This is a genomic window from Scandinavium sp. NPDC088450, assembly GCF_044900545.1.
In the GTDB taxonomy this organism is placed as follows: domain Bacteria; phylum Pseudomonadota; class Gammaproteobacteria; order Enterobacterales; family Enterobacteriaceae; genus Scandinavium.
Genome location: NZ_JBJDNI010000006.1, coordinates 52,811 through 65,038, shown reverse-complemented (window position 1 = coordinate 65,038; position 12,228 = coordinate 52,811). Strand labels below are relative to the sequence as shown.

The 12,228-nt window shown below is 57.4% G+C and carries 11 protein-coding genes; 3 read left to right on the top strand and 8 right to left on the bottom strand.

The features are described 5' to 3' along the window. Positions 1-13: 13 nt before the first annotated feature. Positions 14-1,423 (bottom strand): sensor histidine kinase, encoded by a 1,410-nt coding sequence (locus tag ACI2I2_RS07465; protein ID WP_404657340.1) that lies wholly within the window; start codon positions 1,421-1,423, stop codon positions 14-16. Continuing rightward, entirely contained in the window at positions 1,410-2,084 is a 675-nt protein-coding gene (tctD, locus tag ACI2I2_RS07460; protein ID WP_404657339.1) for a transcriptional regulator TctD, read from the bottom strand. The genes ACI2I2_RS07465 and tctD overlap by 14 nt, the downstream gene beginning before the upstream one ends. Positions 2,085-2,235: 151 nt before the next feature. On the opposite strand from tctD, the gene ACI2I2_RS07455 reads away from it, so the two are divergent. Genes ACI2I2_RS07455 through ACI2I2_RS07445 form a run of 3 tightly spaced genes read left to right on the top strand, consistent with a single transcriptional unit; the run spans position 2,236 to position 5,187 of the window. Next, positions 2,236-3,216, top strand: a complete 981-nt coding sequence (locus ACI2I2_RS07455; RefSeq protein WP_404657338.1) for a Bug family tripartite tricarboxylate transporter substrate binding protein — start codon at positions 2,236-2,238, stop codon at positions 3,214-3,216. A gap of 10 nt (positions 3,217-3,226) precedes the next feature. Beyond that, positions 3,227-3,661, top strand: coding sequence for a tripartite tricarboxylate transporter TctB family protein (locus tag ACI2I2_RS07450; protein ID WP_404657337.1), 435 nt, complete (start codon positions 3,227-3,229; stop codon positions 3,659-3,661). Between the two features lie 11 nt (positions 3,662-3,672). Next, the gene (locus ACI2I2_RS07445) at positions 3,673-5,187 is read left to right on the top strand and encodes a tripartite tricarboxylate transporter permease (protein WP_404657336.1); all 1,515 of its coding nucleotides are present in this window, start codon (positions 3,673-3,675) and stop codon (positions 5,185-5,187) included. On the opposite strand, the gene menE is transcribed toward ACI2I2_RS07445, so the two are convergent. From menE to menF, 6 genes are all read right to left on the bottom strand, one after another. Next, the gene (gene menE, locus ACI2I2_RS07440; protein WP_404657335.1) at positions 5,184-6,551 is read right to left on the bottom strand and encodes an o-succinylbenzoate--CoA ligase; all 1,368 of its coding nucleotides are present in this window, start codon (positions 6,549-6,551) and stop codon (positions 5,184-5,186) included. The genes ACI2I2_RS07445 and menE overlap by 4 nt on opposite strands. Beyond that, complete coding sequence (menC, locus tag ACI2I2_RS07435) at positions 6,548-7,513, bottom strand: o-succinylbenzoate synthase (RefSeq protein ID WP_404657334.1); 966 nt, start codon at positions 7,511-7,513, stop codon at positions 6,548-6,550. Before menC ends, menE begins: the two co-directional genes overlap by 4 nt. Continuing rightward, entirely contained in the window at positions 7,513-8,370 is an 858-nt protein-coding gene (gene menB, locus ACI2I2_RS07430) for a 1,4-dihydroxy-2-naphthoyl-CoA synthase (protein WP_330982544.1), read from the bottom strand. The genes menC and menB overlap by 1 nt, the downstream gene beginning before the upstream one ends. Before the next feature lie 14 nt (positions 8,371-8,384). Beyond that, on the bottom strand, positions 8,385-9,146 hold the full coding sequence (menH, locus tag ACI2I2_RS07425; protein WP_404657333.1) for a 2-succinyl-6-hydroxy-2,4-cyclohexadiene-1-carboxylate synthase: 762 nt from the start codon (positions 9,144-9,146) through the stop codon (positions 8,385-8,387). Further along, a complete protein-coding gene (gene menD / locus ACI2I2_RS07420) occupies positions 9,143-10,813 on the bottom strand; it encodes a 2-succinyl-5-enolpyruvyl-6-hydroxy-3-cyclohexene-1-carboxylic-acid synthase (RefSeq protein WP_404657332.1) in 1,671 nt (556 codons plus the stop codon). Before menD ends, menH begins: the two co-directional genes overlap by 4 nt. A gap of 78 nt (positions 10,814-10,891) precedes the next feature. Then, positions 10,892-12,181 (bottom strand): isochorismate synthase MenF, encoded by a 1,290-nt coding sequence (menF, locus tag ACI2I2_RS07415; protein WP_404657331.1) that lies wholly within the window; start codon positions 12,179-12,181, stop codon positions 10,892-10,894. Positions 12,182-12,228: the final 47 nt, after the last annotated feature.

The window sequence follows — 12,228 nt, the reverse complement described above, 5'->3', positions numbered from 1 at the left end:
TGTCAATCAGGAATTAATTTGCCGACAACAAGCGAATTCTGACCCGAAGCCCGCCCAGCGTTTCGCTACGGCTGAGTTGAGGGTGAGAGCGATGCAGGCGAGCGATATCGTTGACCAGCGCAAGGCCAATTCCTGCACCGATGGCATCCCCCACGTTATCGAGCCGTTGAAACGGTTGCAGCGCCTGATTAGTCTGCCCGTCTTCAATGCCGGGCCCGCTGTCTTCCACGTCCAGCAATACCGCATCGCCTTCTCGAAGCAGACTGACGGTCACCGTGCCGCCCGCAGGCGTGTATTTCAGTGCGTTATCCAGCAGATTGGCGCACAGTTCACCCAGCAGTAGCGCATCGCCTTCCACCCATACAGTCTGTTGCTCGCCTTCGTAGCCCAAATCTATCTGTTTGCTTCTGGCCTGAGCCAGTCGGGAAAAACAGGATTGTTGCACTATTTCTCGCAAATCCGTCCCTGCGAACTGACGATCGCCCTGCTCTTTCTGCTTCACGGTGGAAAGCTGCAACAAGCGCTCAGTCAGCGAAATTGTGTTATCCAGCGTGGCGCTCATGCCTTGCAAGCTCTCGCGCCATACCTGTGGGTCCTGGCTTGCTAACGCTACTGACACCTGCGTTTTGAGAATTGCCAGAGGAGTTTTGAGCTGATGAGAAGCGTCTGCGCTGAAGCGCTCCTGACGGGAAAGCAGCCCGCGCAGCCGCTCTAAATAACGGTTGAAAGCCACTATCAATAAGCGAGTTTCCGACCAGGGTAAAAGCTCCGGAAGAGGCGTGAGCAAACCCGGTTCACGGCGCACCATTATCCCGGAAAGGCGACGCATGGGGCGTAGCACCCGACGCAGCAACCAGCCTGCGAGGACAAGCGTAAAAAGCACCAGCATGCCCTGAGTCGCCAGCGAGGAAAGCAGCAACTGATGCGCCAGATAGCGTCGTGATTGCAGCGTTTCCGCCACATAAATTTCCGCCATTCCGCTAATGCCGCCTTCGTTTATGGGCTGCAATAGCTTCGCCACACGGATCGCCTGTCCGTGAAATTGGGTGTGATAAAACCAGGCCAGCGCCGGATAGAGTGACGTTCTGGAAGTCGAAGGGGGCATCGCAGGCAAATCGCCATAGCCTGAAATCACCTTTCCTGTCGGGTCGACCACTTTGTAATACAGGCGGTCATTCATGTTCAGCTCAAAGCTGTCGAGCACCACCCACGGCACGTTGACCTTCAGCTTGCCCTCGCTGACTTCGAGCCTTTCAGAAATCGTACGAGCGGAGGAAAGCAGCGTGCGATCATAAGCCTGCGTTGCCGCCTGAAGCGCACTGACGTAGCTGTTAAACGCCGACAGCGCCCACAGCAACAGCATCGGCAAACCCAGAAACAGCAGCAGTTGAGAATAGAGTGACTGCGGTTTACGCCACTTCATCGCCGCGCTCCAGCACATAACCCAGGCCGCGCAGCGTGGTGATGCGCACATTGCTGTCCTGAAGCTTTTTGCGTAAGCGATGGATGTAGAGTTCGATACTTTCAGGGCTAACATCATCGTTAAGACTGAACACCTGTTCGAACAACTGTTGGCGCGAAACAGGCCGTGTACGGCGATACATCAGCACCGTAAGCAAGGCGTGTTCCCGAGGGGTAAGCGCCAGCGCCTGGCCTTTCAGTAAAAAATAGCCGTCATCGTGCAGCAACAATTCACCAAGCTGCTGCTTCTCCTGCACTTGCCCTTCACTGCGTCGCAACAGTGCGCGTAGCCTTGCATCCAGCTCTTCCAGCTCAAACGGTTTGGGCAGATAGTCATCGGCTCCGGCGTTCAGGCCAATCACCCGTTCTGCCACGGCGCTGCGTGCCGTCAGCAACAGCACAGGCAGCGTCTGCCCTCTTTTTCGCAAACGCTGTACCACTTCCAGGCCATCGAGCCCCGGCATGCCGATGTCGAGCACGGCTAACGCGTAGGTTTCACTTTGCAGCAGGTGATCGGCGGCTTTGCCATCAAACACGCAATCCACCGCGAATCCGCCCTGCACCAGCGCTTTCTCCAGCCAGTGAGCCAGCTCACGGTTATCTTCCGCTAATAAGAGACGCATATCACATCCTGAACAGTTGGGGGCGGATTGAAAGGGAAATGAAAGGTTACTGTTTTAACAATCACGCAACTGAACCGCTACATGTGGGGTTCACATAATCAGAAAAAACCTCAACCCACACACTCCCGGCTAGCCGGCGTGAGGCTAAAAAATGAAAAAACAACTCCTTCGTACTCTGGTCACTTCTGCTCTGCTGCTTGGCAGTGCAAGCGTTTTGGCGGTGGAAGCGCCATCACGCACCGAATGTATCGCCCCGGCGAAACCCGGCGGCGGCTTCGACCTCACCTGTAAGCTGATTCAGGTCAGCTTGCTGGAAACTCAGGCCATCAAGAAACCCATGCGTGTGACCTATATGCCAGGCGGCGTTGGCGCGGTGGCTTATAACGCGATTGTGGCGCAGCGGCCAGGCGAAGCAGGCACCGTAGTGGCGTTTTCAGGCGGCTCACTGCTCAACCTGTCTCAGGGCAAATTCGGCCGCTACAACGTGGATGACGTTCGCTGGCTGGCAAGTGTCGGCACCGACTACGGCATGATTGCCGTGCGAAATGACTCGCCGTGGAAATCGCTGAAAGACCTGCTCACCGCCATGGAAAAAGATCCCAATAAAGTGGTGATTGGGGCGGGCGCGTCCATCGGCAGCCAGGACTGGATGAAAGCGGCGAAGTTGGCGCAACAAGCAAAAGTCGACCCACACAAGATGCGCTATGTAGCGTTTGAAGGCGGCGGCGAACCGGTGACGGCACTGATGGGCAACCATGTGCAGGCGGTTTCCGGCGATCTCAGCGAGATGGTGCCTTATCTGCAAGGCGACAAAATTCGCGTGCTGGCCGTGTTTTCAGAGAACCGTCTGCCGGGCCAGTTAGCCAATGTGCCGACAGCCAAAGAGCAAGGCTATGACCTGGTCTGGCCGATTATTCGCGGCTTCTACGTCGGGCCAAAAGTCAGCGACGCCGAGTACGCCTGGTGGGTGGACACCTTCCAGAAACTGCAGCAGACCGAAGAATTTAAGCAGCAACGCGACCTGCGCGGGCTGTTTGAATTCAATATGAACGGTAAAGAGCTCGACACTTACGTGAAGCAGCAAGTCACTGAATATCGCGAGCAGGCAAAATATTTTGGCCTCGCCAAGTAAGCCGGAGGCCATGATGAGCGATCGTATTTTTGCCGGGATCTGGCTGCTGCTGTGCCTCGGCGGCCTGCTGGTGGCCTGGCAACTCCACAGCGAATACAGCTATGAACCGGTTGGGCCGCGGCCCTTCCCGCTCGGCATTATCAGCCTGATGGTGTTCTGTTCGGTGGCTCTGCTGTTACGCCGTCCGGATACCGTGGAATGGCCGCACCACAAAGTGCTGCAACGGCTGGTGGTGATGGTGATTGTGTTGCTGATGTATGCCTGGGGATTTGAGTGGCTTGGCTTCCCGCTGGCGACGGCAATCCTGACCGCCATTATTGGCATGCTGTTTGGCGCAACGCTGCCTGCGGCGGGCATTTCAGGCGTGGTGCTTGGCCTTGTGCTCTGGTACGCCTTTGACCGGCTGCTGGACGTCACCCTTCCTCTCGGCGTGTGGCTGAACTGACGGAGATTTCGATGGATACCTGGATTTATCTCTCACAGGGGTTCGCTGTGGCGATGACCCCGGAAAACCTGGTGATCGCGCTGATTGGCTGCTTCGTCGGCACCATCGTGGGATTACTGCCCGGGCTTGGCCCGATTAACGGCGTGGCCATTCTGCTGCCGCTGGCTTTCGCTTTACACCTGCCTGCGGAATCTGCGCTGATCCTGCTGGCAACGGTCTATATCGGTTGTGAATATGGCGGGCGTATCTCGTCCATTCTGCTAAACGTACCCGGCGATGCGGCAGCCATCATGACCGCGCTTGACGGTTATCCGATGGCGCAACAAGGGCGCGGCGGCGTGGCGTTGTCAATTTCAGCCGTCAGCTCATTTATGGGGTCGATGATCGCTATTCTGGGCATCATTCTGTTTGCCCCGGCGCTGGCGCAGTGGTCGCTGGCGTTTGGCCCGGCGGAATACTTTGCCCTGATGGTGTTTGCTATCGCCTGCCTCGGCAGCATGATGGCGCAAAATCCGCTGAAATCTTTTTTGGCGGCGTTGATCGGACTGGGCCTGGCGACGGTGGGCGTTGATGCCAACACCGGGGTATATCGCTTCACTTTCGACAGTGTCCATTTGTCCGACGGCGTGCAATTTATCGTGGTGGTTATCGGCCTGTTCTCGGTGTCTGAAATTCTGCTGATGCTGGAAAGCACCAGCGGCGGCAAAACGCTGGTTCGCAAAACCGGGCGCATGTTGTTCAACTTCAAAGAAGCGTCGCAGTGCGCGGGCACCACGCTGCGTTCTTCGGTGATTGGCTTCTTTGTCGGCGTGTTGCCTGGCGCAGGCGCGACCATCGCCAGTGCCATCACCTACATGACTGAGAAGAAAATCAGCGGCAACAGCGACAGCTTCGGCAAAGGCGATATTCGCGGTGTAGCGGCCCCGGAGGCCGCGAACAACGCTTCAGCCTGCGGTTCGTTTATCCCGATGCTGACGCTCGGCGTACCAGGTTCCGGCACAACAGCAGTGATGATGGGCGCGCTGACGCTCTATAACATCACGCCAGGACCTGCGATGTTCACTGAGCAGCCAGACATTGTGTGGGGGTTGATTGCGGCGCTGATGATTGCCAACGTGATGCTGCTTATTATGAACATTCCACTGATTGGCCTGTTCACCCGCATGTTGACTATTCCGCTGTGGTTCCTGGTGCCTGCGATTGCCGCCGTTTCCGCCGTGGGCGTGTATGCGGTTCACAGCACTACCTTCGACCTGGTGTTGATGGTTGGACTTGGGGTGCTCGGCTACATCCTGCGTAAGATGCACTTCCCGATGTCACCGCTGATCCTTGGCTTCGTGCTGGGAGAAATGCTGGAACAGAACCTGCGCCGCGCGCTGTCTATCAGCAACGGCAGCATGAACATTCTGTGGGAAAGCGGCGTGGCAAAAACGCTGCTGGTGATGGCGATTGCAGTCATTGTGATCCCGCCGGTGCTGCGTGTGATACGCAAGCGCCAGCGGAAAACCACGGCGGAGGCCAATTAAGCGCGCAGCGACGCGTTAACCCACTCCTGTAACGCCCGGCGGGAAATTTTAATCCCGCCGGTTTTCAGGCTGGCAGGCAGCAGTAGCCAGTACACCGGCTGCTGAAACCGCGCCAGCTTGTCTTTCGCCCACTCGGGCATGCGCTCCACCTCAAACCCTTCACGCCCTTCGATGACCGCCACCGGGCGCTGGCCGTATTCCGCATCTTCCAGCGGCACGATAAAGACCTGTTCAACGTCGGGATGAGTGACAATCACTCGCTCCACGGCTTCCGGCTGGATGCTTTCACCACCGCAGAAAAACAGATTGTCCATGCGCCCCAGCACCGTCAAGCGGCCTTCACACAGCTCACCGCGATCGCGTGTCGCAAACCAGCCTTCGGCATTGGTCAGCGGCACCAGCTCACCATCACGCCAATAGCCCGATGCCATGCTTTTGGCCCGCAGCCAAATCTCACCGTCGACGATTTTCACTTCCCGCCCCGGCAATGCCGAACCGACATCTGCTTCACCGTCCGTTTCTTTCGCGCAGACCGTGGAGGCAAACTCCGTCAGACCGTAACCACAAAACGTGCGTATTCCGCGAGCGTGAGACTGCTCCGCCAGTTCAACCGGGATAGCCGCACCGCCAAGAAGCACGGTCTTGAGTGAGAGCGTTTGTTCTTCATGCAGCAGCCGCCAAAGCTGTGTTGGCACCAGCGAAGCGTGAGTGCACCCTTCAAGCATTTGCGCCAACGGCATATGTTCACGCACAGTCAGACGCGCACCGCGCAGCAGCCAGCGCCAGAGAATGCCCTGGCCGGAAACATGAAACAGCGGCAGCGACAACAACCAGTCGTCATCTTCAGCGTACGGCATCAACGCCAGCACACCTTCTGCGCTGGCAAGATGTGCTTCAAATGTATGCACGGCGGCTTTCGGCAACCCACTGGAACCGGACGTTAGCGTCAGGGTTGCCAGATGGTCGGACTGCCAGGTGAAGTTTGGTGTCACACTGCTTTGTTGAAGGGATAAAGCGGCTAACGTGTCAAAAGGGGCTTCTTCTGTCAGCAACAAAGCGTGGCGCAAAGAAAACTGTGGGAGCAAAGCCGCCACCAGCTCGCGCGGCAACTGAGGATTTACTGGCAACACGCGAGCGCCGCACTGAAGCAGCGCCAGCCAGGCGAGCAGCGTTTGCGGATTGTTATAAGCACGCAGTAAAACACCGTCGCTAGCGGAAACGCCCTGCTCCGCGAGCCCACCAGCCAGCGCATCAATACGCTGACAAAGCTGCTGCCAGTTCAGGCGTTCCTCACCCAGACGCAGCGCAATCGCCTGCGGGCGAACGGCGTGCCAGTGTCGCCACGGCCAGTCCTGAAAAATCATAGCAGCGGTTCCAGGCTCTCCTGCGTCAGGCACGGCAATTCGCTTTGCGGCCAGCGACGCAGCAATTGCGCCTGCATCAGGCTTAGCGTGTCCAGCCCCGGCATCGTTTGTGGTGTCAGCCACGCCGCGATTCGCGCCAGCTGTGTGAGGCCAAGGCTCGACTCAATCGAAGAACTGATCACCGCCGTTAAGCCCTGCGCATGCGCCGCGGCCACCTGCTCACGAACCTTTTGCAAACTGCCGGTGAGCGTTGGCTTGATAACCACAGCCTTAACACCCGGTTCGGCGGTGAAGGTGAAATCAGCTTCACGCAGGCTTTCATCCCAGGCAATCGCAATACCGGTTTCCTGCGCAAACGCCCGCGAGTCGTCCCGGGTTTTGCAAGGCTCTTCGATGAAAGCAATGCGCGAGCGATAATCAGGATTTACGTATTTTGCAAACTGCTGCGCTTTCAGCGGCGTCCAGGCTCGGTTGGCATCAAGCCGTAAAGAGAGATCGGGAATGGCCTCAAGCAGCAAATTCACCACCATGCCATCTCGCACCGCTTCCCACAGCCCCACTTTCACCTTCGCCACTTTCTCACCGGGCATCGCTTCCAGCACTGCAAACAGCTCATCAGGATCGCCCGTACAGAGCGGAGCCGTACGATAATCCGCTTCTTGCGGCATTTCATCGTTAAGCTCCGCCACGGCGCAGCTCAACCCAAAGGCCACGGAAGGGATGTCTGGCAACGCGCTATTTTCGCCCTGTCGCCATGCGTTAACCCAGGCGACCGTTGCAGCCTGTGCCTCGTCCAGCGTCTCATGACTAAACCCCGGCAAGGGCGAGATTTCGCCCCAGCCTTCGGCCTCGCCTTCGCGCAACCAGACAAACAGCCCATCGCGGGTTTTCAAACGCCGCTCGCGCAGAACCACTCCCGCGTCCATTGGGATCTGCCAGCGGTACACCTGGGCTTTACGCATTACGGATTCCGTTTAAATTTGCTGAAATCAGGCTGACGTTTCTGGTTGAAAGCGTTGCGGCCTTCCTGCCCTTCTTCGGTCATGTAGAACAGCATGGTGGCGTTACCCGCCAGCTCTTGCAGACCGGCCTGACCGTCGCAATCCGCGTTAAGCGCGGCTTTTAGACAACGCAGCGCCATCGGGCTGTTTTGTAGCATTTCACGGCACCAGCGCACGGTTTCTTTTTCCAAATCCGCCAGCGGAACCACAGTGTTCACCAGGCCCATGTCCAGCGCGGCCTTCGCGTCGTACTGACGGCACAGGAACCAGATTTCACGCGCTTTCTTCTGACCGACGATGCGAGCCATGTAAGACGCGCCCCAGCCGCCGTCGAAAGACCCCACTTTCGGGCCAGTCTGGCCGAAGATGGCATTTTCCGCCGCGATGGTCAGGTCACACATCATGTGCAGCACGTGGCCGCCGCCGATGGAGTAACCCGCTACCATGGCGACAACAGGTTTCGGGCAGGTGCGAATCTGACGCTGGAAATCCAGCACGTTCAGGTGGTGAGTACCGGAGTCGTCCTGGTATCCGCCGTAATCGCCGCGCACTTTCTGGTCGCCGCCAGCGCAGAAGGCTTTGTCGCCTTCGCCGGTGAGGATGATCACGCCGACATTATCGTCATAACGCGCATCAGCCAGCGCCTGAATCATCTCTTTGACGGTCAGCGGACGGAACGCGTTACGCACCTGTGGGCGGTTAATGGTGATTTTGGCGATCCCGTCAGACGATTTCTGATAACGGATATCTTCAAAACCTTCGGAGCAGTCCTGCCAGTCAACCGGGGCGTAGAGCATTTTTTCATCTGGGTAGATCATAGTGTGTCCTGTCGTCAGTCGTTCAGAATCTGTGCCAGACACGCGGCCACCGCAGCGGGATCTTCCCGATGGGCGTTGTGTCCGGCGTTAGGGATAAGGTGATAGGACGCGACCAGACCTTCCGCTACTACACGGAATTTGGCATCGCGTTCACCACATAAGTACCAGAAAGGATAGTCGCGCGTGCTTAACGCCGCGCGTAAATCAGGCTGCACCGCGAGCGAAGTCACCAGCAGCATATCGGCAAGCCGTGGGCCGTTGTTGTCGGCACGTAAGGCGACCAGTTCGGCGCGTTCCAGTTCAGTCAGAGAAGCAAAAACGGGCTGGCGATACCAGGCGTCAAAGACCTGCACCAGCGGTTCAGTGCGAAAGCGTTTAGCCCACTGCGCATCGGATTGCAGACGGTCAGCTCGTGCCTCGTCGCTCTGCAACCCAGGATGCCCACCTTCCACAATCAGCCCACAAATACCCGCAAGTTTTGCCTGCGAAGCCGCATACATCGCCACTCTGCCGCCCAGCGAATACCCTATCAACCAGGCATTTAGTATGTTGTAACTAAGCAGCGTTTCCTGCAGTTCGTGACACACTTCGTCAAAACTGCTGACAGAAATTTCAGCCGAACCGCCGTGGCCGGGTAAATCGACATACAACCTGGGATGTTTGCTAAGACTTTCGCCAACGGACTGCCATTCCCGGCAATCACCGGAAAAACCGTGCAGAAAAACCAGCCAGGGTTTATCCGCTTCGCCCGCCTGAGCCACAGCGTGAAGCGTCATAGCTGGCTGACCCGCGCCAACAAGTGTTGCAGCATTTGCGCACCATCGGTGTCATTCACCACCAGTTCGACCACTGTGGTAACGGGCTGACGCCAGGCGTTGCTCATCACATCGTCCAGAGCCGCCCAGCTTTCCGGGCGATGGTAGCGAAGGCCAAACATTTGCGCGGCATGCTCGAAATGAATGTTTTGCGGCAGGGTATAAAAGCGTTCCCGCTCTTCCACCGGCGTCGGCAGCAATGAGAATATCTGCCCACCGTTATTGTTCACCACCACCAGCACCAGCGGCGCAGAGACCTGACGCAGTAACGCCAGGCTATTCAGGTCATACAATGCAGAAAGATCGCCCACAATCGCCAGGGTGGATTTCGCACTGCCGCGCTGTACCCCAGCGGCGGTGGAAATCAGGCCATCAATGCCGCTCGCCCCGCGATTGCTGTAAACCGGGTAGCCGGCCGGAAGCTGACCCAGTGCATCAATCAGACGCACCACGAGACTGTTGCCGACAAACAACTGCCCTTGTTCAGGCAGATAATCACTGATTCGGTGAGCAAACTGTGCTTCACCAAACGCTTCACGCTCGGCTTCCACTGCTTGCCAGGCCTGCGCCGATAAACGCGGGATCTCAACGCTCCAGCTGTGGCGTTTTTCCGCAGGATGCAGTTCCAGCCAGCGGTCGATATCGCACACCAGACGACGCCCGCGATGATGGGCTGGGTCGAGTCTTCCCGGCAAATTGTCCACCAGCCAGTATTCATCAGGTTCGCAGGTCGCCTGCCATTGCAGGACTCTTTTACCCGTCAGGCTGCTGCCAAGCTGCACCACAATTTGCGCCTGTGCCAGCTCGCTGACGGCTTTCGCGTTGCCCAGCCATAAATCTGCGCACGGTAACGGCTGCCCGGTTTGCGACAGCACATCGCTAATAAGCGGCCAGCCTAAAGTCTGTGCCCATTCCGCCACTTTCTTGCCTTCCGCAGCGCTCATGCGCCCGGCGACGACCACCCCGCGTTTTTGCCGCCAGAAGAACCAGTCGCGCTGTTTTTCGCTTTCCAGATGCAGGTTTTCACGCAGCCACGGCTTATCGCTTTGCCACCAGTTACCCAGCGCCTGTTGCCATTCCGCGCCGGTTTCGTCCATTTCGCCGTACAACGGTTCTGCGAACGGGCAGTTGATGTGGACGCCACCGCTGTGCACATTGCCCATCGCATTATCAATAGACGAGACCAGCCAGCGGGCAGGAATGTCCTGACTTGGGCGCGGCAGTGAAAGGGTTTGCGAAGGATGAGAGCCGAACATGCCCGGCTGGCGAATGGCCTGATTCGCACCGCAGTCGATAAGCTCCGGTGGCCTGTCAGCGGTCAGTAAAATGAGTTTTTCGCCGGTCAAACCCGCTTCAATCAGCGCAGGATAAAGGTTTGCTACTGCAGTACCGGAAGTGACAATCACCGCCACCGGCTGTTTGCTGACTTTTGCCAACCCTAATGCGAGATGGCCGAGCCCGCGCTCGTCAAAATGCGTGTGATGAATCAGTGCGCGATTTTCTGCCGCAGCAAGCGTCAGCGGGGTGGAACGCGACCCCGGCGCAATGCAAACGTGCTGCACGCCGTGGCGGGTTAATGCTTCAAGGATCACCGCCGCCCAGCGTCGGTTGAATGCGCTTACTGACATGAGATTGTCCGGTATCAATTTTGTGATTAATTATAGATGAGCGATAGCGACAGGTTATTGATATGAGTCGGTTATGTGCTAATCCGAAAGAAGCAGCGAACGCAGTCCCGCCGCTTTTTGGGTGATTTCCTGCCACTCAAGTTCTGGATCTGATCCCCGCACAATCCCCGCGCCGGCATACAGGCGAACCACGTTTTCCGTCACTTTCGCGGAACGCAGCGCCACGCAGAATTCACTTTTAGCCTGGCTGAGATAGCCTGCCGATCCGGCGTACCATTCACGGGTAAAAGGTTCATGGTGCTCGATAAAATGACGCGCATGTTCACGAGGAAGCCCCGCAACGGCGGCAGTTGGTTGAAGCTGAAGCAAACAGCGAGTGTCGTCAGGCTCAACGAGTTCAGCCTGAATGCAGCGTCGGAGATGCTGCACTTTCCGTAAACGGATGACCTGTGGCGGTAACACTTCCAGCGTGTTGACGTCCTGATGCAGACGCTGGCAGATATCCTCCACCACCAGCATATTCTCACGCTGATTTTTATCGTCCTGCATCAGCCAGTCGGCAAGGTGTTTGGCCTGGCGATCGTCATGATGGCTGGCAACGGTGCCAGCCAGCGCTTCGGTTTCAAGCTGAGTGCCCTGTCGCTGCCAGAGTCTTTCCGGCGTGGAGCCCAGAAACGCCGAGTGCGCATCGAAGGCCAGCATGAAATGGTAGCAGTTGAGGTTCACCCGACGGCTGGCGGCCATCATCGCCCCGGCGTTCAGGCGTGTGGCAAACTGCAAATCTGTCGCCCTCGCCAGCACCACTTTATCCAGCTCACCGTTTGCAATGGTTTCGGTCGCCGTCTCAATCAGCCGAATCCACCCTGCTTTGTCTGGATAGTGACGTTCGGCTTTAAGTTCGCCCGACAGCCCCGGCAATGCGCTTGCAGGCTTTAACGTCGCCACAAACTGACGCGCCTGTTGCGCGTCTTCACGCAACGATGTGTCACTGTGAAGGGTCAACCGTAAACTGGCTTTTCCCGCCTCGCGCCGCCACTCAAGGCGTGGCAAAAACAGATCGCCATGTTCAGGCGTGAAGGCGTTTAATCCCCAGATTCGCAGCTCAACAGGCTTTTTCGCCAGAAACTCGTTAGCCTGGGTTAAAGAATTGAAGCGGCAGACAGCCCCGAGCGCAGCGCTTTCTTCATGGCCGTTACGGTGTTGCCAGTAAAACTGGGGATAGCGGTGTTGGCTGCAAAGCCAGCTTAGGGAGTCAAAAGCATCGTTGAGAGGAAAAGCGGTGTCGAAGATTCGCGAGCCGGGCGCATCAGGGAACTCCTCAGACAGAAAACCCTGTAAATTTTCCAGCGCAGCGGTAATGGAATACACGCGAATCTCCCTCTGATAAAAACCACACATTATAGAGGGTACTGCCG